The organism is Bradyrhizobium sp. 40 (assembly GCF_023100925.1).
In the GTDB taxonomy this organism is placed as follows: domain Bacteria; phylum Pseudomonadota; class Alphaproteobacteria; order Rhizobiales; family Xanthobacteraceae; genus Bradyrhizobium.
Genome location: NZ_CP064688.1, coordinates 4,686,397 through 4,713,205, shown reverse-complemented (window position 1 = coordinate 4,713,205; position 26,809 = coordinate 4,686,397). Strand labels below are relative to the sequence as shown.

At 59.0% G+C, this 26,809-nt stretch carries 23 protein-coding genes and 2 pseudogenes; 11 read left to right on the top strand and 14 right to left on the bottom strand.

The window, feature by feature from the left end:
- The first annotated feature begins 199 nt into the window (after positions 1–199).
- Positions 200–427, top strand: a complete 228-nt coding sequence (locus IVB40_RS22945; protein WP_247430601.1) for a hypothetical protein — start codon at positions 200–202, stop codon at positions 425–427.
- A gap of 117 nt (positions 428–544) precedes the next feature.
- Complete coding sequence (locus tag IVB40_RS22940) at positions 545–1,039, top strand: hypothetical protein (protein WP_247816411.1); 495 nt, start codon at positions 545–547, stop codon at positions 1,037–1,039.
- Positions 1,040–1,237: 198 nt separating this feature from the next.
- Here IVB40_RS22940 and IVB40_RS22935 read toward each other — a convergent pair whose 3' ends face one another.
- The 5 genes and pseudogenes from IVB40_RS22935 to IVB40_RS22915 form a co-directional block, all read right to left on the bottom strand.
- Complete coding sequence (locus IVB40_RS22935) at positions 1,238–2,338, bottom strand: tripartite tricarboxylate transporter substrate binding protein (RefSeq protein WP_247816410.1); 1,101 nt, start codon at positions 2,336–2,338, stop codon at positions 1,238–1,240.
- A gap of 427 nt (positions 2,339–2,765) precedes the next feature.
- Complete coding sequence (locus IVB40_RS22930) at positions 2,766–3,827, bottom strand: hypothetical protein (protein WP_346283301.1); 1,062 nt, start codon at positions 3,825–3,827, stop codon at positions 2,766–2,768.
- A gap of 264 nt (positions 3,828–4,091) precedes the next feature.
- A pseudogene (locus IVB40_RS22925) lies at positions 4,092–4,382 on the bottom strand (DUF4399 domain-containing protein); the annotation flags it as partial.
- A gap of 17 nt (positions 4,383–4,399) precedes the next feature.
- Complete coding sequence (locus tag IVB40_RS22920) at positions 4,400–5,929, bottom strand: SUMF1/EgtB/PvdO family nonheme iron enzyme (RefSeq protein ID WP_247816409.1); 1,530 nt, start codon at positions 5,927–5,929, stop codon at positions 4,400–4,402.
- Positions 5,930–6,329: 400 nt separating this feature from the next.
- Entirely contained in the window at positions 6,330–6,563 is a 234-nt protein-coding gene (locus IVB40_RS22915; RefSeq protein ID WP_247816408.1) for a hypothetical protein, read from the bottom strand.
- Positions 6,564–6,887: 324 nt separating this feature from the next.
- Between IVB40_RS22915 and ligD the strand changes: the two genes are divergently transcribed.
- From ligD to IVB40_RS22900, 3 genes are all read left to right on the top strand, one after another.
- Complete coding sequence (gene ligD / locus IVB40_RS22910) at positions 6,888–7,823, top strand: non-homologous end-joining DNA ligase (RefSeq protein ID WP_247816407.1); 936 nt, start codon at positions 6,888–6,890, stop codon at positions 7,821–7,823.
- A gap of 185 nt (positions 7,824–8,008) precedes the next feature.
- Complete coding sequence (locus IVB40_RS22905) at positions 8,009–8,185, top strand: DUF3606 domain-containing protein (protein ID WP_247816406.1); 177 nt, start codon at positions 8,009–8,011, stop codon at positions 8,183–8,185.
- Between the two features lie 2,181 nt (positions 8,186–10,366).
- Positions 10,367–10,570 (top strand): cold-shock protein, encoded by a 204-nt coding sequence (locus IVB40_RS22900; protein ID WP_247816405.1) that lies wholly within the window; start codon positions 10,367–10,369, stop codon positions 10,568–10,570.
- Positions 10,571–11,294: 724 nt separating this feature from the next.
- Here IVB40_RS22900 and IVB40_RS22895 read toward each other — a convergent pair.
- The 3 genes and pseudogenes from IVB40_RS22895 to IVB40_RS22885 form a co-directional block, all read right to left on the bottom strand.
- Complete coding sequence (locus tag IVB40_RS22895; RefSeq protein WP_346283265.1) at positions 11,295–11,489, bottom strand: hypothetical protein; 195 nt, start codon at positions 11,487–11,489, stop codon at positions 11,295–11,297.
- 349 nt (positions 11,490–11,838) lie between these two features.
- Entirely contained in the window at positions 11,839–12,042 is a 204-nt protein-coding gene (locus IVB40_RS22890; RefSeq protein ID WP_247816404.1) for a hypothetical protein, read from the bottom strand.
- 158 nt (positions 12,043–12,200) lie between these two features.
- Positions 12,201–12,562: pseudogene (locus IVB40_RS22885) on the bottom strand (hypothetical protein).
- A 204-nt stretch (positions 12,563–12,766) separates the two neighbouring features.
- On the opposite strand from IVB40_RS22885, the gene IVB40_RS22880 reads away from it, so the two are divergent.
- On the top strand, positions 12,767–12,928 hold the full coding sequence (locus IVB40_RS22880) for a hypothetical protein (protein WP_247816403.1): 162 nt from the start codon (positions 12,767–12,769) through the stop codon (positions 12,926–12,928).
- 56 nt (positions 12,929–12,984) lie between these two features.
- Positions 12,985–13,161, top strand: coding sequence for a hypothetical protein (locus tag IVB40_RS22875; RefSeq protein WP_247816402.1), 177 nt, complete (start codon positions 12,985–12,987; stop codon positions 13,159–13,161).
- Between the two features lie 695 nt (positions 13,162–13,856).
- Here the strand turns inward: IVB40_RS22875 and IVB40_RS22870 are convergent.
- Together IVB40_RS22870 and IVB40_RS22865 are read right to left on the bottom strand one after the other, a co-directional pair.
- Positions 13,857–14,156 (bottom strand): hypothetical protein, encoded by a 300-nt coding sequence (locus IVB40_RS22870; protein WP_247816401.1) that lies wholly within the window; start codon positions 14,154–14,156, stop codon positions 13,857–13,859.
- Between the two features lie 154 nt (positions 14,157–14,310).
- A complete protein-coding gene (locus IVB40_RS22865) occupies positions 14,311–14,502 on the bottom strand; it encodes a hypothetical protein (protein WP_247816400.1) in 192 nt (63 codons plus the stop codon).
- A gap of 2,504 nt (positions 14,503–17,006) precedes the next feature.
- Here IVB40_RS22865 and IVB40_RS22860 point away from each other — a divergent pair.
- Positions 17,007–17,165, top strand: coding sequence for a hypothetical protein (locus IVB40_RS22860; RefSeq protein WP_247816399.1), 159 nt, complete (start codon positions 17,007–17,009; stop codon positions 17,163–17,165).
- A gap of 520 nt (positions 17,166–17,685) precedes the next feature.
- Here the strand turns inward: IVB40_RS22860 and IVB40_RS22855 are convergent.
- Positions 17,686–17,922, bottom strand: a complete 237-nt coding sequence (locus IVB40_RS22855; protein WP_247816398.1) for a PilZ domain-containing protein — start codon at positions 17,920–17,922, stop codon at positions 17,686–17,688.
- 455 nt (positions 17,923–18,377) lie between these two features.
- Here IVB40_RS22855 and IVB40_RS22850 point away from each other — a divergent pair, with 455 nt between their 5' ends.
- Positions 18,378–18,584, top strand: coding sequence for a hypothetical protein (locus IVB40_RS22850; RefSeq protein ID WP_247816397.1), 207 nt, complete (start codon positions 18,378–18,380; stop codon positions 18,582–18,584).
- Here IVB40_RS22850 and IVB40_RS22845 read toward each other — a convergent pair whose 3' ends face one another.
- Together IVB40_RS22845 and IVB40_RS22840 are read right to left on the bottom strand one after the other, a co-directional pair.
- Complete coding sequence (locus tag IVB40_RS22845) at positions 18,585–18,917, bottom strand: hypothetical protein (protein ID WP_247816396.1); 333 nt, start codon at positions 18,915–18,917, stop codon at positions 18,585–18,587.
- Between the two features lie 145 nt (positions 18,918–19,062).
- Positions 19,063–19,680 (bottom strand): NYN domain-containing protein, encoded by a 618-nt coding sequence (locus IVB40_RS22840; protein ID WP_247359614.1) that lies wholly within the window; start codon positions 19,678–19,680, stop codon positions 19,063–19,065.
- A gap of 780 nt (positions 19,681–20,460) precedes the next feature.
- On the opposite strand from IVB40_RS22840, the gene IVB40_RS22835 reads away from it, so the two are divergent.
- Both IVB40_RS22835 and IVB40_RS22830 read left to right on the top strand, forming a co-directional pair.
- Positions 20,461–20,952: a DUF4142 domain-containing protein gene (locus tag IVB40_RS22835; protein ID WP_247816395.1), complete on the top strand. Its 492-nt coding sequence runs from the start codon at positions 20,461–20,463 to the stop codon at positions 20,950–20,952.
- A gap of 423 nt (positions 20,953–21,375) precedes the next feature.
- Positions 21,376–21,519 (top strand): hypothetical protein, encoded by a 144-nt coding sequence (locus IVB40_RS22830; protein WP_247359613.1) that lies wholly within the window; start codon positions 21,376–21,378, stop codon positions 21,517–21,519.
- A 3,495-nt stretch (positions 21,520–25,014) separates the two neighbouring features.
- Here IVB40_RS22830 and IVB40_RS22825 read toward each other — a convergent pair.
- Positions 25,015–26,628, bottom strand: coding sequence for a glycosyl hydrolase family 17 protein (locus tag IVB40_RS22825; RefSeq protein ID WP_247816394.1), 1,614 nt, complete (start codon positions 26,626–26,628; stop codon positions 25,015–25,017).
- Positions 26,629–26,809 lie beyond the last annotated feature (181 nt).

Sequence of the window (26,809 nt, the reverse complement as noted above, 5' to 3'; positions counted from 1 at the left end):
ACCCTTTCTCCTAAGCTGGCCGTAAGACGTTGCTTGTACCGTCCTCACCAACAAGAAAAGGCGGGCGGCATGTCGATTGCATTTCGAATCTCTGTTCTCTTGTTCTGTGCTTACGCCGGTTGGGAAACCCCAAGCATTCAATTCGGCGATTTGCGAGAGCCTCAGCAGCAAGAGCGTTCTCCAGCCGGATAAGTAAGGAATGAACAAAACAACCCTTCACCTGGAACGTCCGCAACCAAGCCAAGTTCGGCGTGCTGACCTCGCGCCGGCCACCGGCTTTGCGATGCTCGTCGATGGTCGCTTCAAGACTGAATTTCTTGATCAGGACGCCGCGACTAAAGCGGCCCTTGAATTGTTGGCCAAGTATCCGATGCTGAAGATCGAGATCTACGACGCAGCATCGAAGTCACGGACGCCCGCGAGATAGCCACTTTGCATCGCAACGTGCGTAGTAACCATGTCTTCCGTTTTAATCTACCTTTAGCTTTTTGCTAACAAACGAGGCCGCAAGGTCGTCCCCAAACGGAGGCGGCCTGTGCCTTTGATGAAATACTTCGGATTCGTCGGCAGCGCTCTCGTCCTGTTGATGATCGGAATCGGCTGGTGCCTGCCGCAGCAGGCGCTGGGCCCAGGGAACAGTGACGTAGAGCGACCGTCCATAAGGATCAGCTCAGTTGAGTGGGCACCTGAACGGGTAATAATCGATACCAGTTTGCCGACGCTTGTGGCTCCGTCGAACATCAGTCCTTCAACATCGACGACGTTGGTGCAATCTGCTCGGCCTCTGCAGAGCGCATTCTCCGAACTTGACGTCGCCGGGAAGCCGGTCACTCCGAAATCAGGCGGCGAGGTCTTGAAGCCGAAGCATGCGGCAAAAGGCGAATCTGGGAAAAAAGCCTCTAACCGCCGAACAGCGAAACCGTTGAATATTATTCCCGCACCCGCAACGGGAGCGCAAGCTGCGGCGCCTGATACAAGACTGTCGTTACTGGAAACGCTCAAGGAGCGGCTAGGGCAGACGTTTTTCAAGCTGAACTGATGACGGTGCCGACTATAGGACCTCGGCGAGCGCCATTCACCGCGGACGCGCCCCAGGCGTCGCCCCGCAGAGGCGAGGAGCTCGGACGTACGCCTTTCCCCGGGCTAAATTCGAGCCACGCTCATGCGGCGACGCCACAGCGGTCTCGTCCATTGCAACCACAACCTTGGTGGTTGAAGAGTGTTGCGTGATCTCGCACTATCTTGCGACATTTTTCAAATCGACGATGCGGCTGATCTGCTCGATGCGCGTTCGCTGCCGTTCAATGGCCGCCGAAAATTCAGTGGGCGTGCCGCCGAGGACTTGCGCGCCACTTGCCTCAATTCGAGAGCGGACCAAGGGATCGGCGGCCACCGCCTTCACGTCCGCGGAAATCCGGTCGCGCAACGCCGGCGGCATGTCGCGCCAGCCGAACACGCCTGCAAGACCCTCGATTTCCATTTCAGGAAACCCGGATTCAGCGACGGTCGGTACGTCGGGCAAGCTTGGTTGGCGTTCGGGACTTGTGACGGCCAGTATCCGCGCCTTGCCCGCAAGGACAGGAGCTCTCACCGACAGCAGGGCGTGGGAAAGAATTTGCACGCGTCCCTCGCCAAAATCCGCCTGCTGGGCCGAGGCATCCCGATAGGGGATGTAGATCTGCTTGAGCCCGTGCCGCGCCAGCATTGCCGCGAACACGAAGTGTGGCAGGCTCGGACCCGAACTCCACGACAATTCACCGGGCTTCGCTCGGGCCAGTTCCGCCAGCTCCCGTAGCGAGCGCACTGGGAGGCGGTCGTGAACCGCGATGACCAGGATCGAACTAGCTGTCGAGGCGATCGGTACCATGTCCCGGGACGGATCGTAGGGAAGCGAGTCCTGCAATAGCGGGCTCACGGTGACCATCGAGGCGGTCCCATAGAGAAGGGTGTGATCGTCCCTGGCGTTTGCAAACGCGCCGCCTCCGACGACGGCATCGGCGCCGGGCCGGTTCTCGACGATGACCGGCTTGCCCCAACGCCTGGTCAAACCGTCGGCATAGAAACGCGCGCTTGCATCGTTGGCGGAGCCTGCGGCAAATGGGACAATGATCTTCACATTGCGCACTGGCCAGGTGTCGTCTCCACGACAGGTGGATACAGTCGCCCAGGTGGCTCCGGCAAGAAGCATCGCGACGCGGACGACATTTCGAAGGTCTCGCAACCCCACTAGCTTCTCCCGGTCGGCCTCGAAGGAGAATTTCGAAAAGGTCTTCAAACACGATGTTGCCAGGACTTGGATGGCACCGCGTTCGCGACTAAGCCGCTCCCAGTAGACCATGGCCGGGCGTTACTGTCCTGAAATTATGATGAAGTTTGGCTGAGATTCCGGCTCGGACGGAGCTCATCACCCTTCGGAGCCGGGCCGCTCGTTTTTTGGTCTGGTGGCCCTTGCGCGGCGAAGCTGCAGTAAGTCGGCATCCATTTCTGAAACTCTGCAACCACCGCGAGTCTCGCTGCAACCCGTGCGCTGAGGACACTTACTCAGTCAGAACAGAATTATCGACGTCAAAGACGGATACGGAAAAGCTTGCTTCACCCATCCCGAGCCGAGACTTCTGCCAAGCCGTCAAGACCGGAGCACTTACAGCCCGCAAAGGTAACATGATCATCACGCGGGCGAGGCGTTACGCCTCGCCCGCGTGATCGGTACAATTAGCCGCGCAGTTCGAGAGCTTGTCGGCTGCTGAGCGGCGGCAGCTCCGGGTCTAGGCCGGATAAAATCCATCACCGTATCCACACACCTGGACGGGACGGAATCCTCGCCGGGACAGATCGTCGAAGGCTTGTTGATACGCCGCGCCATCGAGACCGTGCCGTGCTTGCCATTCGCCCGGCTGGTCCTTGTGCCAAATTGCAGCGTAGCGAGCGATCCCTGTGTCACTGTACCCGCTCACAGAAACCAGACGGAAACCTGCGGCGTTCTGGTCATCAAAAGCCTTTTGGTATTCACTCGCCGTCAACCCGTGCCGACCAACCCATTCCAGGCCAGGGCGCCGTTCCCATATCGCTGCGAAACGTACATCAACATTGACCCGGAAACCGCAAACTTGCACGGGCGCGAAGCCGTCGGCGGCCATCTGGTCGAAGGTCTGCTGGTATTGGCTCCGCGACATCCCGTGCCGCGCTTGCCAATCAGAAGATGTCCGCTGTTCCCAGATCGCGGCGTACCGGGCCTGTCCGTTCTCGGCGTAACCGCTGACGCAAACGAGTTGGTAGCCTTTTGCCACGAGATCATCGAATGTCGATTGGTACTGGTCGTTAGTCAGGCCGTGGCGCGCCTGCCATGCGGGGCCATCGCGCAGTTGCCAGACAGCATTGAGCCGGGAGCCCGTCCCCTCGCTGTATCCGCATACATTGGTCAGCCGGTACCCTTCTCTGACCAGCAAATCAAAAATCGATTGATAGGCCTCTGGGGTGATCCCGTGCCGTGCTTGCCATGCCGATCCGTCACCCTTGTCGAACAGAGCTGCGAAGCGTGTGTTGAAGCGGGAGAGTGCGGCGGACTCTTGTCCGGCCTGCCCAGCCGCGTTGTAGATGTCGGAAAAGTTCAGGTCGGCGTCGATCTGCCAGCCGCTCAGTGTTCCAATGGGAACTGGGGCGGTTGTCGGCGCAATAAACATACGCAGATGAGCGCCCCCGTTTAGAAATAGTCCGTTCACGTCGTGAGGCCCATCGCTCAAGTACGCCGTCCCAAGCTTCGTCGGCGTCCCCGGATTGGCAAAATCCTCAGACCTCCGCAGGATAAGCCGAAACGAGGAGTTCCCCACGTTTGCGTGCCAGTTGCCAAGCCAACAAGCCTCGCTCTGCACAAACGTTGGATCGACGACGTCCGTGATGTACCAGCCCGAATTAATCTGCCAGTTCGGATCGTTGTTGTAGGCGATCTCGATGAATTTGCCTTCGCCCCAGTGGTTCTTAGCGAAGAACACCTGTCGATTGCGATCGAAGCCGATCAGCAAAAGCACGTGACCTCCGATGTTCGGGGTCTTGTGGAAGACATCGCAGATTACTTCGCGGTCCGCGAGGATGGTAAAATGCAGATGCGACTTGTCCTGGAGGATCGGCTCCTTGGGATCGATGGGGTCGTTGACGTCGATCAGCAGATGATGGTGACCGGCGTTCTGATACTCGTCGCCGGCATGGGTCACTCCCATGTTGCGCAAGCCGAACCGGATCCAGAATCCGCCGCGTACCTTCTGCCCGTCGTGCGGGGTGATGAAATACAGCTTTGCGTCCTTGGGAGCTGCCTTGCCTTGCGAGAAGGCTGCCGCCGGGAGCAATGCGAGCGCCGCCGGCAGCGCGACGCAACGAAGGACCTGCATCAAACCAACTCCTCCACTCAAGGACTGAGCGCCACGCGGAATCCGTGCGTCGGATAACGAACATTGGTGTCGTAGCCATCGCGGTTGGACGGCCGCACATATCTCGAATCGTTCTTCCAGGAGCCCGAGCGCAGGACATGAGCACTGCAGTCCCCGCTGCTCCATGCCGAGCCGTCGCCGGGCGCGCCCTGATAGGTCTTGTGCCAGCAGTCCTCGACCCACTGATCGACGCCGCCGCCCATGTCATGGAGACCGAACGGATTCGGCCTGAAGCTGCCGACCTTCGCCGGCTGCTCGGCCGCGAGATCACCGCAATCCTTGCAACCGGCCATGCCCGGCTGCAGCTTGTCGCCCCACCAATATTTGGTCTGCGTTCCGCTCCGCGCGGCATATTCCCATTCGGCTTCGCTCGGAAGCCGATAAGTCTTCTTCGTCGCCTGAGCGAGATAGGCCGCATATTGCTGCGCGTCGGTCCAGCTCACATTGCTGACCGGCGCATCGTCCTTACCGATGGCGGTGAAGCTGCACGCCTTTGCAGCGGCGCACTCGTTCCATTCCTGCACGGTCACCGGATATTTGGCGATCGAGAACGGCTTGACCGCAACCTGGTGGACAGGACGCTCGGTCGGGTCGTCATTGCTTCCCATCGCAAAGCTGCCGCCGCGAATGACGACCATCTCGGGTTCGCGGACGGGAACAGTCGATTGACTTGGCACCGGAGCGGGCGAGGGAGGCGACGAAGCCGACGAGGGAGAAGGCTGCGGCGTCTGCGGCGCCGCCTCGCGCGGCGGAGGCTGCGGGCTCGGTGATGCGGCAGGAGAAGCGGTGGGCAGGGCGGCCTGCTCGCTCGCCCTGCGCGGCGCCTGAGCCAGCAGATACCACAGCACGCCGGTGGCAATGACCAGCAGCGTGAGGCTCAGGAGGAAGATCAAGATATTCTCACGCCGGCCCTTGGTCTTGCCGACCGCATCTGCATCCGGCAGCACGCGATAGACGCGCACGGGATCGGTGATGTTCTTGACTTTGCGGTCCCCGAGCGACTCGTAGCCGCACACCACCTTGTGCTTGATCTGCTCGTAGATCGCCCCCGAGATGTAGACCTGACCAGGCTCGGCAATGCCCTCGATGCGTGAGGCGATGTTGACACCATCGCCGTAGACGTCGTCCGGCTCCACGATGACGTCACCGAGATTGACGCCGATCCGGTACTCGATCCGGGTCTCCCTCGGAAGCGAGGCGTTGCGTCCGATGAGGTTCTGCTGGATGACGATGCTGCATCGCACGGCCTCGACCGGACTGTCGAAAATCGCGATGAAGCCATCGCCCGTCGTCTTCACCAGACTTCCATGATGCTCGATGATGCTGGGCTGGATGAGATCCCGCTCGATCCGCTTGACGCGAACGTGCGTGCCTTCTTCGTCGACCTGCATCAGGCGGCTGTAGGAAGCGATGTCACCGACAATGATCGCTGCCAGACGGCGAGGCCCGACGCCGCGGGAAGGGGGGTCACCGTTGTTCCCGGATCGGAAGTTGCGAATTTCGCCCATAGCGGGCCCCACAAAACTGCACAGGCGCCCCAGCATACGATTCCTCAAAAGGATCGTCCGCAAAAGATATCACATCGACGAACGTAGGCAACATCGAAGCACTTGTTCGCATCGCCCTGCCGATCGAAAGGCCATCCAGATCACCTGCCGGTCGCGACGCGGTCGCCGCCGATGACCGTCGTGCGTACGGACGGGGCTTAGCCCACTGACGACACGGGCGAACTCCTCAAGAGCGACGAAGCTGAATGGGAGGCGGCCCTAAGATAAAGGCCGGCGTCCGTTAGCGCCTCTTCGCCATTCCGGCGAGCGACAGGAGCGGCGCATTGAACCTATCGATGCGGATGGGGTCGCTTTGAATTGGCTTGATGCTGGCGGCGAGATGTACGAAGTGCGGACATGCCTAGCTCCACTCGTTCTCGGGCACTGAGCCAGGCGGCGGCTTAAGCTCTTCCAAGCCGGCTTCGATGATAGCAAGTTCGTCCTGAACGGCTTGAATGGCATTCGTCGGATCGATACCCGAGACGGCCTGCAGCTCGCCCAGCATCTTGCGCCGATGCGCGAGCAATTCTGCGAGAGCGCGTCGATCCTTGCCTCTCACATAACCTGCGACAATCAACTCCATGGCTTTTGACATTCCGCATCATCTCCGCAGCCAATCATTGGTGCAAGCAAACTCCCGCCAAGCCGGCCTGTGTTGTCGGCACTGATCTCCCGCCGGCCCGGGCGCGCCGCAGCGGCGGCGGTACTGAGAAGGAATTAGCACACAGCGTTCGCTTCCTGTTCGGCTGCCGTTCTCGTTGACGTTGAAAATACAACCTGGAATCTTGATTACGGTTGTATGAGAGAACGCCCGGGACGCCGCTTCGGCTCCGCGGTTGGAGAGTCGCGAATAAGGTAGGTAGACTGCCCCGTCGTCGGCTCCCGAACACCGGCGGCGGGCTTTTTGTGAGTTGCGTTAGTGGCAAAGCGTATCCGGGCACCGGCCAAGAAGCCGAAAGCTGCCATGCCGGGCTTTGTCGGCCCCCAGCTTGCGACCCTGAAGATGAAAGCGCCTTTGGGGGCTCAGTGGATGCACGAGGTCAAATACGGCGGCTACCGCATCCAGCTTCACATCGACGGCGACGACCGGAAGGCCTTCACCCGTAACGGGCACAACTGGGTGAACCGTTTCTCGGTCATTGCCGGCGCCTTCGACATCGAAGGGCAAGCCATTGTCGATGGTGAGGTGGTCGTCATCCACGAAGTGCGCACCAACTTCTCCGAACTTCAGGCGGACCTCGGTAGAGGCGACCAGGACCGCCTTGTTTTCTTCGCCTTCGATCTCCTGTGGCTGGACGGCGTAGATCTCCGCAAACATGCGCAGCTTGCCCGCAAGGAGCTCCTGAAGCAGCTGATAGACGAGAACGGACTGGAAGCACCGATCTTCTACAGTGAGCACCATGAAGGTGACGGGCAGGCGCTGTCCGAGGCGGCCAGCAAGCTGAACTACGAGGGCATCGTCTCCAAGCGGGTTGATGCGCCGTACCGGTCGGAGCGGGTTGAGACCTGGCAGAAGATCAAGACCGTCCAGCGCGAGAAATTTCCCGTCGTTGGCTTCGTCAAGGACCCGTCCGGCGTCGCCGCGCTCTACCTCGGCAAGCAGGAAGGGAAAGAGCTGCGGTACATGGGGAAAGTCGGGACGGGCTGGAGCCGGACGAAATCGGCGGAGATCCGCAAGGCTCTCGATACCGTCATCAGTCCGAAACAAAAGCTCACCAAGCCTGTCAGGAAACCGAAGGCGACCTGGGTCGAGCCGAAGTTCTACGCCGACCTCGAATACCGGGACATCACCTCCCAAGGCCCGCTGCGGGCCAGCTCTTTCAAGGGGCTCAGCAAGGGAACGCGGCGTTCCTGACCGCGTTTTCTCCACGTGTGAGTGGAGTACCGACATGCCGGATCGCGTAACCCAAGCGGTAAAAGAAGCCCAAGCTATCCTGGCTCGCTACGTCGAGCCTGGGCCGAGGGACAGCGAGAAGACGATCAATGACCTGCTGACCATTCTTGACGATGAGCGGCTTGTCCAGGCGATAGAGGAGGAAGATGAGCGACAATCTCACCAAGCGGGACCAGCGCGACCGTAGCAAGATCAACATGCATGAAGACTTCGAGATCAAGTATTGGACCAAGCAGCTTCGTGTCCCGAAGGATGAGTTGCAGAACGCCGTCGACAAGGTAGGCAATTCGGCCGCCGCTGTTCGCAAAGAGCTAGTGGCGTAACCGAGGGGCGCGGTATGCTTGCGATCTTTGGAGCAAGGCCCGCGCGCTTTTTCATGCCATGACTGATCCCAACTGTCCTATCTGCAACAACCGGAAGCAGTACACCCAACGATCAATCAAACATCAACAGTTCGTAGGCCGACTACAATGCTTCCCTAAAGGACGGCTCCGCGCCGAAAAAATAGCGAAGCGAGACCTGCTTGCAGAACAGGCGCTTCGACGTTTCGAAGCACAATGGAGCTCGCTCGTGACGCCAGCGGCATAAGAACTGAACTCGCCATGTGCCGTTGGGGCTCTTGAGCAAATGGATCGCCAATCAGGCCTTCGATCCGAGGGTACAGAGTTGTCGGCCTTAGGCGCGAGCGAGATGGCGCTGGCAGCGCGGGACCTGGTTTTGGAGGCTCTGGCTGCGATGGAGAAAAGACGCGTAGCCTAGCAATGAAACCATTGTCCAGCCTCATTTGAGACTGGAATCGCCGATCAATATCTCTGGCGCGCTAGATCGGGGGAGACTGCGAGACGTGGCGAATGAGCGGCGACGTAACGTCTATGCTGCGCAGATATTGGTCGACGGCAGTCTTGTGCGGTGCAAGGTCCGGCACCTCACGGATTCCTCTGCGATTGTCCAAATCGATAGCGCGCCTATCGTGCCCGCGGCATTTGGGCTGCGCGTTCCAAGTGCTGGACTGAATATTGATTGTTCCGTTGTATGGCGTGATGAACGCCGTCTCGCTGTGAAGTTTCTGAACTGATCGCAACGTCTTTGTCGACGCGGGTTCCGACCTTTGAACCGTATTGATCCATACGGATGCTGATCTCGAGGTGAGGTAAAACTCAGCGCATTCGATCCCGCGCGCGTCTTTTCTTACCGGCTTGGTGCCGTGAAGCGGCGTCGTCCTGCGCAGGTGAGGCCTGAGGCAGTTGCCGTATTCACAAGACATCAAAAGTTTTGTGCGGCCCTCACGACCCATACGAGTTCAGGGACCTAAGGATCGCAATCGCCGCCGCTCTCGGGCGATCAAAGTTCCGCGCATCTCCGCTGGATCGCGAGCCAAGGTCGTTGATCGGCTGCGACGTTGAGTCGGCCGACGTCGCGCTCGAATTGCGGGCGCGGCTTCTGAAGGAAATTGGGGAGCGGCGCCTATTCATGAGAGACGCTGCATGAAGAGCCTGACGACCTTCTCGATTATTCTTTCGCACCTGCCACAGAACGTCTCGTCGCCGAACAACATGGTTTGCGACTAACAACGAGATGGCGGATACGGCAAGCACGACGACAAGAAGATCCAAAATCATCCGAGCCTCGAACTCTCAATCACTTCACGGGGTCACCCGAAGTCGCCGAGCACCGCGCGCGGCTAATGAGCGAACGGAAATCAGTCCTGAGATAATGCCTTCCGGCAGATCAAAAGCGACGGTAGCCGCAGCGAAATAGCGCGCTACAGCCCTACGTCCGGGCTTCTAATAATACCTATTTAAATAGTCTGAATTAAATAAGTCGATTTCGCAAGCGCCCGTCAGTTCCTTTGAGGGAACTTCCGCAAAAATAATCTATTTTCGAAAAGCGGAAATACGTATATTAGTATTCTATTGATCTATCTTTTTTGCATGATCTGACTGATTTGTGAGGGGCCAATGGATGCTTTTTGTAGCCCACGTCGCCACCATTTTTCTGAGGAACTCCAAAAGCTAAACGACTTGATGCTGGAGGTCCAACGGCTGCGCAGGCGCGTTGCGCTAGCAGAGATCGAATTCCGAAAACAGACGGCCGCTAAGAAAGCCCGCCTTGCGACAAGGCGAGGCTTTAGGCTTGTCGGAGATGCGAGCGTCGGAGAGACGGCCATTTCTACGTAATTCTTTCCTTGGGAGATTCCAATGAGGGTGGCTCTTCCCTATGTCGGACTTGTAGTGTGTTTCGCAGTGTCGGGTTGGCTTGCACTTACTTACATGCTTTAGCCTCCGCCGGGCAGTCGCCCCTATTCGTTGCTCAATGACACCGAGTAGCGGTTTCGACCATGTGTTGATCACTCCGAGATCGCCATCGACGAAAGCCAGGCAATCCTCGTCGGCTGTGACCGCGAGCAGCGATTGTGGAGCCCGTGGCCTCCAAGCCGCTAGCACCAGCCTTGCTTTTGTCTGAGTTCCAGTATTCGTTTTAGTTTTTGGAAAGGGAGACGTTACGTGGCTATGGGGAGGGTGAAGTGGTTCAACCCGATGAAGGGTTACGAGTTCATCCAACCTGACAACAGCGGCAAGGAGGTCTTCGTCCATATTTCGGCGGTTGAGAAAGCCGGCTTAAGCAGCCTCAATGAGGGAGCCAAAGTCAGTTTTGACGTCGTGAACAATCGCGGAAAAGACTCGGCGGAAAATCTGCGCGTCGGGTGAGCCCTCCAAACGCGCCGTGAAGATAGGCGCCACACGAAAAGGCCGCAGCGGCGAACCACTGCGGCCAGCCGGGTAAAACGAAGACGTGAAAGATTGATTCCAGCCCCGGCAAGACAGCCTAGAGCGACAGTGCGGGGGCGCAATGTCGTCGATGTCACACTTATGGAAAACTTAAACGTCCGTCTTGCTGACTGAGGGAGGGCCCGCCGGAGCTGGCGGTAGCGAGCCCTCAACCTCTAGCACGAGGCCGCGAGATTCAGCGGCGCATCGCAATATGAATAACCTGCACCCGAGCGTGTCAGATTGATGTCAAACCAGTATCGAAATTCGGCAGGTCGGTTCTGTGTGAGCCAGCGAGCTTTCAATCACCGTTGATGGCCCAGACCAATTCCCAAGTAGAGCGCCTTCTGACATCGCGAGCCCTCGGTTCGCTGGGTCATTTTGGCTATTTTCACGACAGGCGTTCGTGCCTTTGAGTGCGCCTTGAGTTCCTTGACGTCGGACGTGGTCCACTCGCGACGAACTACTTGTTTCTTCTTCGGCAAGCGGCGCTCCTTCAATGTTGAAGGCGCGGTCTAACAACATAGTGCGCAGTTCGCAACCAGCGCACTTAAAGCTACACCTCGTCGTCGTACTTGCGCGAATGCAGCGCGTTGAAGTCCGAGACGCCGTCGACGCCGAGCACCACGGCCTCGCCGTCGACGACGAATTGCTGCTCGCGGTTCTACAGCGCGGCCTGCACGATCCAAGGGAATCGGTGGGTCCAGTTGTGGCCGTTCCTGGTGATCAGCCGCACGGTCTTGCCCTGGCGCTCGACGCGGAGGCGGTAACCGTCATATTTGATTTCGTGGATCCAGTCGGGGCCGACCGGCACGGCTTTGGCGGCCGTAGGCAGGCAGAACTCGAACGTTTTGGGCATGCTTTGAGATAGGGGCTGCGGGACGCTGTTTGGAGTCTGAATGTTAAGCGAGAATTTGCCAGTGTGCTGTTGGGACGGGCCGTTGGGGGGACATACCCGGCCTTGCTCCGAGGTCGAGGCCCGCCAGCTCGCCAGCCCCGGCGGGCCTCCCTCACGGCGGTTTAAGTTCCTGAATTGGAACACATTTTCTTTGTGTGACGAAACACGCCTGAAACAATCCGGTGCTTTAACTAGCGCACCGGGGCTGGCGCATAGTTCTCTTAAAATTTTTCACCCAGATATTTTTTCAGAAGACAGGCCGCAGCCGCACCTAGGCTGCGGCCTTTTTACTTCTCGAACTGCAAACCCGTCAGTGCCGCCAGCCGTCCTTGTCGATCTCGGTACGGAAGCCTTCCGGCATGCGTGGCGTCTCGCCTTCGGCGGCGACGTTGCAAACCGGGCAGGGTGCGCCCGCGCCGCCACAAGTGCATGCGCGCGGGCCGTCCCAACGTCGGTCCTCGTGGTTCTCGCAGACCCAGCCCGTATCGTCGCAAGTGGAGCAACTGATGGTCATTGCAGGGTCGGTTCTTCTTCGATCTCAAGCCCGTGCAAATGGTCGAGCACGTCGCCGAGGTCACGCATGTCGAGCATCTTGCCGCAGGACCGGTCAGCGGATGAAGTGCTCGCGCTCGCTTTGCGGCGCAGGGCCTTCCGGCTTGCCCTCCCGGAACATCAAGCTGCGCCTTTCAACGGCAGCGCGAGCTGGACATCGAACCGCCTGGTGGCGTTGGCGCTGATGAAACCCTGAAGGGCGTCCGAGACATCGTCATCGCTGTCGGCCGCGCGCTGGGCAGCACGTCGGCGACGTCCGAGGTTGCGTCGCGCGACCATCCCTCGATCGCGTTGAAGCAGACGATCCGGACCGGATAGACGTACTGGCCGGACAGGAGGCCTTGCAGCACGGTCTCGAGGTCGGTGTCCGCTTCGTCCGTCTCGCGCCAAGCGCAGCCGGCTCGCGCGCCGAAGTCTTCAAGGACAAGGTAGATGTCGCGGTCGAGGCGGTCGGCCGGCACGATCGAGGGCGAGGAACGTATACGCTTACTCCTACAATCCGCCCGGGCGGAGACACGGCCCCGGCTTCAGGGGGGCTCTTGAGGGTGGCCGGGGCCGCTCCGCCAGCTCGGGCGGCGAGCCGGCGGATGTTTAACTTTCAATCAAGTTCCATGTTCCTTTTCGGCAATAACGGCGGCATAATTTAACATATTTCAATGTGCCGCTTTTCCGATGAGGTCTTTGCCATGACCCAACCAGTTGACGATCTGCAGATGCTGCGCCTGATCACATCCTTCCAGAAGATCGCAGACAAGGACACTCGACGCCTTGTCCTGATGTTCGTCGAGGAGCAGCTCGACAAGCAGTTGGCACAGTCGCATCGAAAGCTCGGCCGAACCGAGCACTGAGGCCCGATTGCAGATATCCGAATTTGCCGGTAGCGTATTCCCGCCGGGAACGCGTCATGAAAGACATGCTCGAACATCTTGCGACACTGCGCGAGCAGATCGTGAAGTGTGAGCAATTGAGGGACGCCGCAAAGTTCGCCGTCAAGCGCGGAGCCTTCGAAAGGATCGTCGCGCACTACACGATCCCGGCAGCCGAACTAGAACGCGCAATTTCGCAAGCCGAGAAGGAGTAAGGCCGCCTCAATGGCGTGCCTCTTCTCAGCCGCAGGCACTGCCGCTATTGCGAGGTCGAAGCGGTCTGCGATCAGTGCAGCGCGGCGCGGATGTTCTATGATGAAGGCTTTACATTTGCGGCGTTGAGGCCATGAACCCTAGAAAGTCTATTTACAACCCACTGCATGTTCGGCTGTCGAATGAGCGTGGACCGATCGTTCGGCTAACGTTCGCCGAAATCGAGGAAGTCCTAGGACGCAAGCTCCCGGCGTCGGCTCGAAAGTTCACCTCGTGGTGGAGCAACGAGAACGTCCGCGCGGGTCACAGTCAAGCACGCGCTTGGCTCGATGCTGGCTTCGCCGTCAAGGTCTCGCTAAAAAATCTGACGGTCGAATTCGAACGTGGAGCGAAGCCGAACTGATCGCAGCGCCTCACCTCACCAGCTGATTAGGGTCGCGCGCTTCGTCCTGATCTGCTTCACTCTTTCCAGTGCAGCTTGGCGCAGTTAGGGCATTGGTACACCCCGACTTCGCGACCGGACTGGGTGTCGAGAACGAAGGTTCTCAGCATTGTCGGGATGTCGCAGTTCTCGCAGCGTGGATGCTGCTCTGCTCTGGCCACTCGCTTCAGCATTGATTCGGTCCCCAACCTTCGCGTTTATACAACGCGCGTCAGATCGGTGCCTTCAAGCAAGTTAAAGCGGGCGGACGGTGCTCTAGCGGTACCACGGCCGCCGGCGGCCCTGGATCTCGCGGGCCTTCCTTGTCTCATCGTAACTGATCTGCCCGTGCAGATCGTCCCATGCGTTTCGAAAGCGGGCCTTGGCCTCGGCGAGGTTGCCGGCCCCACCGCGGTGCTGGTCGCGCTGCGGCGCGTTCGGCAGGAAGACCGACCAGGACCACCCGTTGATGCCGGCGACGCCCACGCGGCGGAAGATCCGTCCGATCGAAAGCTCGTCCCAGATCACCTCGTAATCGTCGGGCTCGGTTTCGCCGCCGATCACGGTGCGGCGCATGGTGAGGTCGTCTGACATGCGAGAACGAATAAGGAATTTCCCTCACGCGAAAAGGGTGTTCAAAAGGTGAGAAAAACCAAGCCATTTTTGTCAACGAAATCAGCGAGGCTAAGTCAGTCCTTACGCGCGCGGCTGACGACGTTTTTTATCGCACCTATTCCCAGCGGCCACTCAGTTTGGTCCGCGCGGCGATCGTCGTTTCGATCTCTTGCACCATCTCCCCGAGCCGTTCGGCGAGCCGTTCGAACAGCGCGCGCGTCTGCCTGTCGGGCGCAGTTCTTGACAATCGAGCACAATATTCCACCTCCGCCCGAAACTTCTCGAGCTGGGCAATCGATTCTTCCATACCGCTACGTCCCCGACCAAACGCCCCAATGGGCGGAAGCGTAGCGACTAGCGCCCGGGCCGGGCACCTGGGAAATTTCCCAGGGTCCGAGCTCTAAGGTTGCGCCGCAGAGGATGATGAATGCGAGCCGGACCGCACGGGTGCGACGACCAGCGGGGGGCCACGATGGCGACAATGGACGACTTCCGGGAGGACTTGAGGCTCAGATTGCCAGGGCGGCCAGGCAGGATCGCCCTCACGTCGAGATCAATGCCGGCGAGCTGCACCGAGTCGTTAGCGCAGACGAGAACCTGCCCGCAATGGCCTGCGAGGCTATGCGGCAGTTGCAAGACCCTGGTGACCAGGTAGTCCATGCGCCACCAGCCGGCGATGGACCTTCCTTCACGATCTGCTACATGCTTGCGCGATCACAGGCGGGGTCGTTTTAACGCATGCGCGGGCAGCGCTGCGGATCCTAGCGGGGATCTTTTTAATTCAAAGCGGCGCGCATGGCATTGGGACCCTCCATGCGGCTGAGCCCCAACTTTCGCCTCGGATGCGTTGTAAGCATCTCGTCGCAGCTCAGGGGACAATCGTGGATCGTTTAGCAACCGGCAGGCCGCTCATGTGGGGACTAGTTCTGGTCGGCCTCGCGCTGTTCGTCGCGCTCTATCTTCCTTGGTAAGGTGATCGCAGGTCCGACTTGAGGCTCGCTGGTTCACGCTGGCGGGCCGCTGTGCTAGCACCACGGTGCCGTGCGGAACGTCGCGGCGTCGGTCGCAGGAGCAGCCTCTTAGCCGTTCCTGCGACCTTCACTTTCGAGGCTCCGGCGCTCTGATCCGAAATTGAATCGGCGGCCGGGAGCATGGGGGCTGGAAACCAAACCATGCCATGGCACTCCCGTAGTTGTCCCGACTCCATTATTGGAACGGGGTGTTCTACTGTGAGAACACCGGCGCGATTTAAATACCAACCAATTTCAAGTTGCCCGGGAATGCCGCAGTGGGGCTGGAACCACGCTGCGGCTTTTCCCTATTCGGGCGGTGTTTGTAAGGGCCTGTTCCATCACTACTGGCCTCGGCTGATTTCAGCAGTGGCCTGTTCTGCTTTATGCTATTTTCGCGTGCATCCCGGAACAAGCTGGCCTGAACGCCCATCGATTTATGGACGGTCCAATTGGAAAGGGTTGGCCATGGGCATTGAACCGCCGCCAGCCGCAGTACTGGTTTAGTTTGGCCGAGGAGCGCCTTCCGACTGCAGGTATTAGCATGCATCACCGTCCGGACCTCGGCTGTCATCGGTGACTGAGAGACGCCATCGCGCTCCCGCCTCGACGGGAGACGTTACATGTCTAAGTGCAAGCAGGAAGACCAACAGTGAGAGATGAGCGAGTTTCCGTGTCCATCTTGTCTCGATACTATGCGGCTTGTCGGCAAGGAGCGCCCCGAACGGGAATCGAACGGCTACGTGCTGACCTTCCAATGCAACTGTGGCCAAATCTTCTCGACGAGAAGCGGCCAGTAGGGCCGCCCGACCTCTTCATTGATCCCTCTTCAGGCGCCGGCCCCCAATGCGGTTCGTTCTCCGCCGTCCTCATGCAGACTGGAGTACCTGGCCTGTTTCCGACCTCGGTGGCCTGATTTGGAAATGGGAGTGAACGTCGCAAACTTAGGAACTACCGCCGAACGCTCCCATCGGGCTTCCGATACAGGAGCACTTAATGGCTCGGTACTACTTCCATTTTAAGAGCGGTGACAAGGCACGGACGGACGACGACGGCGTGGACCTACCGGACATCTCGGCCGCGACACGGGAGGCCGAACAAGCTGCTCGGGAACTATTGGCAGAGGCAATCAAGGCCCGAAAACCTGATGTGCCGGAGGCGGTGGTAGTCACCGACGAGTCCGGCACGGAAGTATATTCACTCCCTTCGTGGCAGTGCTGCCGAAGGCCCTCAAAAATAGGGCCGCCTCAGTAAGCGGCCTCTCTCATTTGGCATTGATGGCGTAGAGACCGCCCCGGCTTCAGGGCGGCTTTTGGGGTGCGCCGAGGGCCGCTCCGCCAGCTTGGGCGAGGTAGCGCGAATTCAAATGCCCGCGCGCCTTTCCGTTCCTTCAAAGCCTCAACTCGCGGCCCACGTCTCTGCCAGCTTTGTGCCAATGCGAAAAGGGCCTCGACTTGCAATTGTGCCGGTCCTCTGGTGTAATGCTCAGATTGTCGAGATGTTTTTGCGGTCTTATTATTTTGAGGTCGTGATGAGTATTTCTGATCGTATCCCCTATGCCGCTATCGCCTTGCATCAACGTGTCGCCTTTCTAGAACATCAGATTGCAGAATTGGGCGTGTTGCGACACCGATTAATGCAAGCTGAGTTGCGACGCTACCGGTTAAGGTCGAGCCGGCGAGCTTCCGAAAAATCGCACACACGTCATCACGGTAGATAACCTTCCGCGCTCAACCGACAACGAGTTGCCGGCTCCCGCTTGTAAGCCCAGGCTATGGGAAACACGTGAGTCGGGGGATTCATGAAACGGAAGCCGTTTGAGAGCATGTCGGTTGAAGAGCTGTGGCAACTCCACGCGGTTGTAAATGACATTCTTGCCGTGAGGCTCGTGGCCAAAAAGCAAGAGCTGGAGCGACGGCTTGGCCTGCTCAACCGAGAAGACAAGACTCCTCGCAGCTAGGCATTAAGATAGATAAGGAAGGTGCCCTCAGTTGCGCCTTTCTGCCGGTGGATTCTTTTTTGCCGACGGATGAAGAGGCTAAAGATCGTCAGAGAAATTCTAGATGCTCAGCGGCCCGTCTCCACCATCAGAGCGGCTATCAGGCGAATTTCGTCCCGTGTATCTTGCACACGAGCCGGAGCTTGATTCGTCATGCTGGAAACTTTCTCATGTTGCTGGGGATCGGGGCCGTGGCCCTCCTGCTGATCGCGTTCTGGGGATTGCACAGACACGTATAAGTCGCTTGTAGAATCGCTCTATGCTGGCTCTGCCAAACCTTACGGGGAAAGCAGGGAATGGTTAGGCCCGGCGCGTCTTACCGGACAAGGACGCGTCGGGCCGCGAGTGCTAATCGCGCATTACGCAGGCTGGCAGCGCCTTGCCCTTGGCAAAATACGCGTTGGCTAACGAGCGTTCGGCCTCGCAAATTGCGGCGGCTCGCCGCTGCTGAAATCCTGCATCCGCATGAGTTGGCGGCGTATCAATAGAACGCGACGGCGATACGTTTTTCTTTACGCCAGACGACTGAACAGCGACGTGGGTCACCGTCCGGAATGACAGTCAGCGCGAATTCGTCGGGAATCTTTTCATTTCCTGCAATATCAAGGGCGGCACCGTGTACAGAGATGCTGCGGATCAAGCAATTTGCTTTTGAACGGCCGAAGCTGATTGAGCCGGACTTTGGGATGCGTGTCGAATGAGAACTGTTCTGCTCCATAGTTTTTCTCCGAGAAAAGGGTTCGCCCGCAGAGCGCACGTCGGTTGTCGTCGCACCTACTGCCTCAAAATGAGTTCGTTAGAATCTCGGTAGCCCATCCAACCCGGCGTGGCCTAAATAAATACCACATTAAATCGGGCTGTTACATTAAATATGCTTATAATAAATCTAAAAATTAGCTATAAATGGAAGTCCCTTAGGTTGTGGGAGTTACGCGAGACTGAAAGACCGCCAGTCGCTTGAGGAGCTGAGGATGCACCGCCGGCGCCTTGGTGGTCGACCTGAAAGCCTGGGAGGGCTTTGGTTGCAGGTTAGCGATTGCCCAGATAGAGCGGGACATCGCGGCGATAGACACTGGGCTGGAGGCGCTTTCGGGGTCTGAGGCCAATTAGGCTAACGGGCCAACCCGGTGGCGGCGAGTGCGCAAGCGAGGGCAAGTGCTGCGATCTTTCATCATGGCTGCCCTCGCACTGGTCTGGGGATCCTCGTCCGCGCTCAGCCTGACGTCGGAGGAGATCATCGCTAAGCTTCGCGCCGCCGGCTATTCGCACATCCAGGAACTACCAGCCGGAAAGATAAAGACCTACAGGGCCGTCAAGGAAGGCACCGCGCGCTCGCTAATCGTCGACAGCACCGGCCAACTTGCAGAGGTGGCGAGGTAGCTAGACAAGCAGGCGAAGCCAGACGTCTTTACTGGACAGCGTACCGGTTGGCGTCGCAATCTCCATATCGACGACGCGAAACGAGCCATGACTTTCGTAAACGTAGCGAAGGTGCCAGACCGGGCCGGGTTCCGGCGAAATGGCGAAGTCGTCCAACGCGCGTGTGATGTTGTGAACGGCATCGCGTCGCCCGATCGGTGCGGAGAACATCGTCTCTATCAGCGCGGCCAGGCTCATGCCGCCGACCAGCATGGCTCGTGCAGCTTCGTCGCCGTGAGAAAGCCGGAGGGCGGTCACGATGACGGCGATAGCGTCGGGGTTCTTCAGAGCCACAGCAGGTTCGCTTCGCCAGCAAAAACACAATGCCGGATGCCGCCCTTTTCATGCAAGCGACAAGGAGCCGACGCCAAGATATCTCAAGCGACAAACATGCCCACTGCGAGCCGCGCTTGCGGAATGTGGGCGCCGCCTTCAGGGTCTACTCGTGTGGGTCGTTTCCCTTCGGTTCCTGCAAGAATTTGGGCATGTGTCCACGCGCATCACGATCGCGCGGGGCGGGGCGTTCGGACGGGTCGCGACCGAGCTTGGACTGCAGCTCGACGAGGTCGGTGAAGACGTCGGCCTGCCGGCGCAGCTCGTCGGCGATCATCGGCGGCTGGCTCGCGATCGTGGAAATCACGGTGACCCGCACGCCACGGCGCTGAACGGCCTCGACCAGGGAGCGGAAGTCGCCGTCACCCGAGAACAGCACCATCTGGTCGATGTGCTCGGCGAGCTCCATCGCGTTCACGGCGAGCTCGATGTCCATGTTGCCCTTGACCTTGCGGCGGCCGGAGGCGTCGATGAACTCCTTGGTCGCCTTGGTGACGACGGTGTAGCCGTTGTAGTCGAGCCAGTCGATCAGCGGCCGGATCGAGGAGTACTCCTGATCCTCGATGATGGCGGTGTAGTAGAACGCCCTCAGCAGCGTCCCGCGACTCTGAAACTCCTTCAGCAGGCGCTTGTAATCGATGTCGAAGCCCAGAGTTTTCGCCGTCGCGTAGAGATTGGCTCCATCGATGAAGAGCGCGATCTTGTCGGAAGAGGAAGGTGACATTCAGTTCACGCTTTCGGTGAAGCAGCGCGGATTGAGCTGGAAGCGTCGCGGGCGCGCGACGCGGATGGGCAGTCGCATTCTATATAGGTCACTACCGCAGATCGTCGAGGAGACGGATGCTTTAAGCTTCTACTATTTTTAAATGTATCACGCCTTGGAACCTGACATTAGCCGAAAGTTGGGCTGTCAGATTTGTAATGTGTCCTGTCTATTTTCGGGCGCTTATTTCAGGGTGCTCGCGCCATGACAGTTGGCGACGTTGCTCTCTTTGATCTTTGGATTCGGCGGCGCGGCCGCGGCTGGCGGTGGTCTGTTTCAAGTCCATCCGGAAACCTTCTGTTGGTCGGAAGCGAGAGGAGCCGGTCCGCGGCGCGTTACATGGCTGCTCGAGCCATGTTCCAGTTGCTGCTGACCGCTCCTTGTCGCAACGGAATGAGATCTAAAGATAAGTCGGAACCGTGGCGTCGACCTGAATGCCAGGAGGGGCGTTGGCAGTGGATCGCTTAGGCCCACAAGGACGTCGCGGCGATTGAGGCGGGTCTGCAGTTCGGAGCGGGGCGCCACCGGATAGGTTCAAAGGACTAGTGCACCGAGCAGACCGGCGCCCGTGGACGGCTATCGGACCTGCCGGACGTTCCGCATCTCCATGATTTGAGCCGCTGTTCACTTGGCCCCTCGTACCTGCGCTCGCAGTGCTAGAGGGAACGCGCCCGATGTGCTGAATTGGAACCTCTTCCACGATAGGCGTGTTCACGGCAAAGAACCCGTAGGAGTTTACCGATGAACAGACTGCTTGTGTCGCTCGGGACAGCAACCTTGATGGCGATCTCAATTGCCAACGCATCTGCGAAAGATAAGCAAAGCGAAACGTTCCTGAAGAAAGCAATCGAGGGCAATTTCGCTGAAGTGAGCATGGGAGAGCTGGCCCAGCAGAACGGTCAAAGCGATGCCGTAAAGTCATTTGGCAGAATGCTTTCCACAGACCACGCTGCCGCCAACCAGAAGGCTTTAGATGCTGCCCAAGGACTTGGAATGAACTCACCAAGCGGACCGAATGCGAAGCAAAAAGCCGACCATGACAAGATGTCAAAAATGTCCGGCGCGGGCTTCGATAAGATGTTCGCGAATCACATGGTCGCAGACCACGAAAAGGATATCGCCGAGTACAAGAAGGCATCAAAAACTAAGGATGCTGCCGGAGAATATGCTTCCGGCCAGATAGATACGTTGCAAAAGCATCTGGACACCGCAAAATCTTTGAAAAGTCCGTAATTGATCCGACGCGTTCGTGGAGACGTGCGAAGACTACTTGCCCCGGCTGGCGAGCGTTTTGGATGATATCGGCACGCCAGCAGGTGATAATTCGGGACCGGTATATCGACACGCGTTCGAGGTGCGCTCGCAATTGCGGAGGCCTAAGTCTTCGCCTGCGCTCACGGCTGCACGTTTCGTTGCGACCGGATTGAGCAACAAGGCGTGTTCACCCGATCATGTCCCGCCGGCGGACGGGTTTAGCCTGGCATTGAGTTTGGTCCTCGGGCAATTCGCACTCGACGGCCGGCTGATCGGGTTTAGGTACTGCGGATTCTCGCACACGCCCATCCGGCGCTGTTTGACGGACCCCTGTCGTTTCCGAAAGGTGCGCGCCGTCCCGAGGCTCGGGCATAATCGCGCCTAAGGACGAGGGCCGCAGCAATGAGACGTTACTACTTCCCGATTTTCCACAAGGGAGAGACACAGGCGGACGATGCAGGGGAGGTGTTTGGCTCTGCTGAACTAGCCATCGAATACGGCGCCCGTGTTGCTCGGGATATCGCCAGTGATCCCGACTATGATTAGCCAAGCGGCGCCGCCGTCAGAGTCAATCGTCAACGGGTAGGGAAGCGCGACGTTGGCGAACAATGCCCACCAATTCATGCCGGCGGGCTTTCCTGCACACGGCTGTGATGCGCATTGTGTGAAGTAGTTCACAACTGGCAGAGTATCACCGAACGTGGCGTGCGCGCTTCTAATGGAGGGAAGCGCAATGAAGTGGAACTTGGCAACCTAGCGAATGCTCGCGCTGACCGCCGCTGTTCTGGTCGCGGCTGGTACTACTATGGCCATCGGTACTCCTCGTGGAGTCCCTGAACCAATGTTGGGCTGAGATTGGCAATGCAGCCGGACCATGCTGCTCGTGACCACGTGTGCGCACTGAAGCATTGATCGGATAGCCGCAGACGCGCGCTCGGCAAAGCTAGCGGGCGCTCGTTCACACATCTCGGCCCTACGAATGTCGAGCTAACAATCGGTTAACGAAGAACCAATAGCGTGTTCCGCCGTTGACCTGCATCCCGTCACCGCATGACGAGGTTGGGTCTAGGACGGGGCCGATACCATGGCGGACCTAAGGGAAAAATTGGACAAACTCCGTGCCGATGCCGCGGATTTGGTCCTTATGAGCAGGCGATCGAGCGACCCGCAAAAGCGCGCACTTTTCGAACGCTTGGCAGATGAGCTCGCCATAGAGGCTCTCGAACTCGAGCAGGTGGTGAAGCTGCAAAGCCGGCGCTCCGGTTACAGCGACATGGATAAAGTCGTGCCTCTCCACGTGCGTCCAGATCGTCGCTGACCCATTCCCTTTCCCTTTGTGGGCGTCGACACCAACAAACCCGATGCGGCGGCGGCCCGATGTACGTAAGGCCCGAGCTCGCCGCTCGAATGGCGCGACCAAGCAGATGGATAGCTCGCCGCCAAAAAAGCGACCCTCGCTCGCCCCACGAGGAGATCGGCGGCTTGCAATCTTTTCAAATGTCACCCATTAAATATCAATTAACTGAATTAAATGCTAGACGAGATTTAAATTTGGATTAGAATGCGAGTGCTTGGCGCCGGACGCACGCGTCAAGGACCTCCTGGAAGCGGCCCCATCATCGTGCCCCTGCTTACGCGGTCCAATGGATGTAGGGGCCGCTTCTTTGGCAAATTGGGAGGCGGATCATGCAGTTCCTGTCATTAGGTGATTGGTTTTTCATCTCCGCAGCGACGGGTACGCTCCTACTGGTCGAGGTCGGAGTTTTGATCCTTGTGGGCGTGATCTGAGCCGAACGTTTTCCCTCAATTTCAATTTCAGCGCTCCCAGGGCGCGGACTGCAATTTATGCCCTACATAGTGTCTACGCACTTCAGCACAGAGCTTTCCGAGAGGTCGAGTGGAAGCTCGATGCGCCGCCCATGGTTGGCCGGACCCCGTCCGAGGACCTTGCCGAGTACTGCCGACGTCACCGCATCAGCTTCGACTGGATGCTCGGCGGCTGTCTGATGGACCTCAAGAAGATGGTCGACGAGCGCCGCGGTCGAGAGACGCAGCTGCGTCCGCCGAGCAGGTCGCAGCGAGATATGCTCAACCTTCGCCCGAGGATCAGGCGATCGTGAAGGATGAGATCAAGCGAATCATAGGGGAGCGTGACCAATGAAGCGCCGGCGCCGAGCGGCGGGCCCGGCAGCGGCTACTGACGCACCGCCGGCGGTTAAAGCGGTAACCTACCGTAAACAGGTATCGCGTTAGGATCTATCATCGCGGATTGGTGACGAGTACCGCGGTACGCATGGGCATAGAGGACCCGTCGGCTACCGGAGCCGGCGGGTTTTTCGGTCTCTGGCACCGATTAAAAGCCAGGGTCGCTGCGCCGGAACAGCGCCCTGACCGGGATAAGCCGGAACGAGAGGCGTCGGCCAGGAATGGCTACTTTTTCCGCTGGCGATCTCCGCCACGCGATACGAGATCGACCTGTTGAAGGGGCAGATAACAGTGAAGCAGCGCGTATTCGTTTGTATATGGGGCGGGTGAGCGGACGCAGACGTCTGCGCCAACTGGTAGATCGACCGACTGCCCGCCCATAAGCATGTAGCTGCAGCTGTCCATCTTCTTTGTTGTCTGCGGCAATCATCGGCCGCCTCGGCTGAAACCAGCGAAGCAAGGGTGACGCCGGCAATTATGAGTTGCGCATTTGGATCCCTTTCCACTCGAACGCGTCACGAATGTCTCGGAGATAGGACGTCGAGCCCCATCACGAAAGAGGTTACGCGCAGCCGCGAGAGGCTGAGGCGGTCGTTAGCCACCGCGGCCGACATTGGACGAAGCGTTATCCAGCCATCGCCGCGTTGCGTCGTCACTCCATCCGGGGACCGCGAAGCGTGCCCGAGAATTGACATCTGGGCTCGGACGTTCCGCCGCGAGTTGGCGTGCCCGAGAGTGACGCACCTTCGCAGCGTCGGCCGAGGTGCACAGGAGCATCGAGAAACTCACCGCCAAAACCGAGCGCATAGGGTCAGCTCCAATTCCGCAACTGCCCCTATCTGATGCTCCGACTGTTCCCTCACAATCTGTGCCGGCTTCACAACTGCGAGAAAGAGGGGACCGCGTCGGCGATCGGAAGTCTGCGGCCGCATGGGGCGACATCAGCACGACACCGACGAGTTCTCGCGCATGGAGCGCATCTGCCTAGAGTTGGCTGGCAGCTTTCGGTGCAGCCGGAGGGTTTTTCGCCGTGGCTGCAGACGGGCCAGTAAGAACACGGGTGCGTATCTGACAGCGATGCCGGCCGCATTCTTTTGACACACCATCGATCTCATGGCGTCACACATTTCAATGCCTAATGGTCGGTTTACCGTTTCATCAGCAAGAGCGATGCCAGTGCGGAGCATGCGCGGCAGCGGCGCGGAATGACGGCGTTGGAAATAGGGCACGTGAACCTGCGCGGAGTGGCCAGTCCAAACCCGCAAACGAGAACGGCTCCACCTCGCGAGGCTGGGATACACCAGAGCCGTCTCTTCCTGTGCGCTCCGCCGCGCGCAAACAGGCGTTGCCGGAGGCGCGGTCTCTGCCGATCACATGTTAGTTACCCCGGTGCTACCCTGATGTGTCCTGGCTTGATTCTCAGGCGGGAAATGCTGGGCTTGGGTCATTGATTTTGCCTGGTGAGCGCGCTGGGGCTAGAACCCAGGACCCCTGATCGAAAGCCATGTGCTCAGGCGTCCGTGCGCGCCTTAGATCCGCTCCCCGGCCATTTTGAAGGGAAAGCGTCCGTAGCCGTTCATGCGAACGGACCAGGCTTCGGCCTCCGTCCGTCATTGCCTGTTTGGCACGCTCGCGGGCTACTTGGGGCATCGATCTTTGCGCCCAGTATCCGGCCGCCCAGATTACCCTCACGACTTCGTACTCATGGCGGTGGATGGCCCATCGCCTGTTGAGGCAGCGCATCGGCAGGTCTGGAGTGGGGGAGAACAGGAAGCCTTCGACTCAGGGCGGACCGACGCGAATGACCGAAACCGGAAGTCCGCAGGCCAGGTTTTCTCAAGCGCGCGCCCGCCATAGCGTAACCGCAAGCAGTATATAGGCAGCACAAGTCCACAACGACTGCCAATTGTCCGGCCCTTCGCTAAGCGCCGCATAGAGGGCTGCCACCAAGAACACGCCGGCAAATATTGCTTCCGCCATAGGGCGGATTCCTTTCTTGGGGCCATTGAGCTGCGTCATAGCCGCAAAAGGGACCGCCGCCATAGTGAGGGCCGCAAAAGGAAAATCCTTTTCGCGCGGGTCAAACATGAAGCCGAGCGCGGTCTCCGCGCCGATCACGACGGTTACGATCAAGATCAATCCGTGCATCATCGCCAGGACCGATAGGGTGCGGTAGTCCTTCGGGCCCAGCAGTTCAAGAAATGTGGGCGGTGCGCGCCCCGACATCAAGGCGTTAACGCCGAACACTGGCGAGCCAGTTGCCGCCACCAGAAGTGCGCCCCACAGAAGCCAGCTGCCCGCATGGTGGCTTTCATAGAACATCTTTTGAGCGGCCACCCCAAACAGGACTCCGGCGGTGCTTGCCAATATTCCGACCGCAAACCATGAGACGAGCCGGGGCTGCGAGGGCTTCCGGCGCGAGGTCAGCCATGCAGCGCCGAACACCAGGATCGCCAGCGCCATTCCGGCGCTCATTTGCAGCTTCCAGAGCGGATAATTCCTGACGGGGACGCCGGGCGGATACTTCAGCGTGCGCTGCGCGGAATCGAATAAGCCCCACGATCCGCCGACGGTGCCCTCGAACTCATGCTTCCACAATTCATCATACGCCTCGAACAGGTTGACGCGGAAATTCTCGCGCCGGGCAACATCGAGGACCTCCGAGACCACCCGCGCCTGATTGGTGCGCGACGGTAGCGCCGAACCGCGCATCCGCCCTTCGCTCGGCCAACCAGTTTCTCCAACCAGGATTTCCTTGCCCGGAGACGCCGACGCCACCTGCTTTCGAACGGCGTCGACGTGAGCAGCGGCAGATTTCGCCGGGACCGGGACGTTTTCCCAATATGGCAGGATATGCACGGTGACGGAGTCGACCGCGTCACCGAGTTCCCGATAGCGCAACCAGTACTCCCAGACGTCGGAATAGGTGACGGGGACCGGCACTTGTGCCTTGACCGAGCGGATTAAGGCAGCAAGGTCGGAAGGCGTCATCTTCCGATGCAACAGAACCTCATTGCCGATCACGAGCGCGGTGATGGTTTCCGGATAATGCTGGGCCAGCCGTATGCCCGTGGATATCTGCGTCGCGTTCTTCTGTCGGTCCCTGTCGAGCCAAATTCCCTGAATGACTTTCAGCCCCACCTTGGACGCAAGTTCGGGGATCTGATTGAGACCGAGATCAGTCGCATAGGTACGGATACAGTCGGTTATTTTGGCAAGTTGGGCGAGATCTTCCGCGATCTGGTCTCGCGGCACTGGTGTCGGCGGCTCTGACGTTTGGTTGTTGCGGAAGGGCGCGTAGGATATGCAATGCAGTTTGGCATTCGGGTCGATCGGTGCGCGCGCCAAGTTGATCGGTATGGCCAGCCACCACCAGGCCGCCGCGATCGCACCTAGGGATATGATCAGAAGCGCCAGAGGCGTACGAAGCGAAATGGTTTGACCCTCCAACGTAGATATCGTCGGTCAAAAGGCATGCTGTCGTGACCCGACCACAACAGAAATCATCGTTCGCCGGGACCTACTTGATGCTGAAAGCTGCTGACAAATCGTCCGTGGCGCAAGAGGCGAGTACACATCCAACGAAGGCCTTAAGGCTACCGCAGGGCAGGGCAGGTAGAAATAATCTTCG

Bases quoted from the DNA above. Each gene is read 5' to 3' on its own strand.
- IVB40_RS22945 (WP_247430601.1), top strand. From the start codon at position 200: ATGAACAAAACAACCCTTCACCTGGAACGTCCGCAACCAAGCCAAGTT.
- IVB40_RS22940 (WP_247816411.1), top strand. From the start codon at position 545: ATGAAATACTTCGGATTCGTCGGCAGCGCTCTCGTCCTGTTGATGATC.
- IVB40_RS22935 (WP_247816410.1), bottom strand. From the start codon at position 2,338: ATGGTCTACTGGGAGCGGCTTAGTCGCGAACGCGGTGCCATCCAAGTC.
- IVB40_RS22920 (WP_247816409.1), bottom strand. From the start codon at position 5,929: ATGGGCGAAATTCGCAACTTCCGATCCGGGAACAACGGTGACCCCCCT.
- IVB40_RS22915 (WP_247816408.1), bottom strand. From the start codon at position 6,563: ATGTCAAAAGCCATGGAGTTGATTGTCGCAGGTTATGTGAGAGGCAAG.
- IVB40_RS22905 (WP_247816406.1), top strand. From the start codon at position 8,009: ATGAGCGACAATCTCACCAAGCGGGACCAGCGCGACCGTAGCAAGATC.
- IVB40_RS22895 (WP_346283265.1), bottom strand. From the start codon at position 11,489: ATGCCCAAAACGTTCGAGTTCTGCCTGCCTACGGCCGCCAAAGCCGTG.
- IVB40_RS22890 (WP_247816404.1), bottom strand. From the start codon at position 12,042: ATGACCATCAGTTGCTCCACTTGCGACGATACGGGCTGGGTCTGCGAG.
- IVB40_RS22880 (WP_247816403.1), top strand. From the start codon at position 12,767: ATGACCCAACCAGTTGACGATCTGCAGATGCTGCGCCTGATCACATCC.
- IVB40_RS22875 (WP_247816402.1), top strand. From the start codon at position 12,985: ATGAAAGACATGCTCGAACATCTTGCGACACTGCGCGAGCAGATCGTG.
- IVB40_RS22870 (WP_247816401.1), bottom strand. From the start codon at position 14,156: ATGCGCCGCACCGTGATCGGCGGCGAAACCGAGCCCGACGATTACGAG.
- IVB40_RS22865 (WP_247816400.1), bottom strand. From the start codon at position 14,502: ATGGAAGAATCGATTGCCCAGCTCGAGAAGTTTCGGGCGGAGGTGGAA.
- IVB40_RS22860 (WP_247816399.1), top strand. From the start codon at position 17,007: ATGAAACGGAAGCCGTTTGAGAGCATGTCGGTTGAAGAGCTGTGGCAA.
- IVB40_RS22855 (WP_247816398.1), bottom strand. From the start codon at position 17,922: ATGGAGCAGAACAGTTCTCATTCGACACGCATCCCAAAGTCCGGCTCA.
- IVB40_RS22850 (WP_247816397.1), top strand. From the start codon at position 18,378: ATGGCTGCCCTCGCACTGGTCTGGGGATCCTCGTCCGCGCTCAGCCTG.
- IVB40_RS22840 (WP_247359614.1), bottom strand. From the start codon at position 19,680: ATGTCACCTTCCTCTTCCGACAAGATCGCGCTCTTCATCGATGGAGCC.
- IVB40_RS22835 (WP_247816395.1), top strand. From the start codon at position 20,461: ATGAACAGACTGCTTGTGTCGCTCGGGACAGCAACCTTGATGGCGATC.
- IVB40_RS22830 (WP_247359613.1), top strand. From the start codon at position 21,376: ATGAGACGTTACTACTTCCCGATTTTCCACAAGGGAGAGACACAGGCG.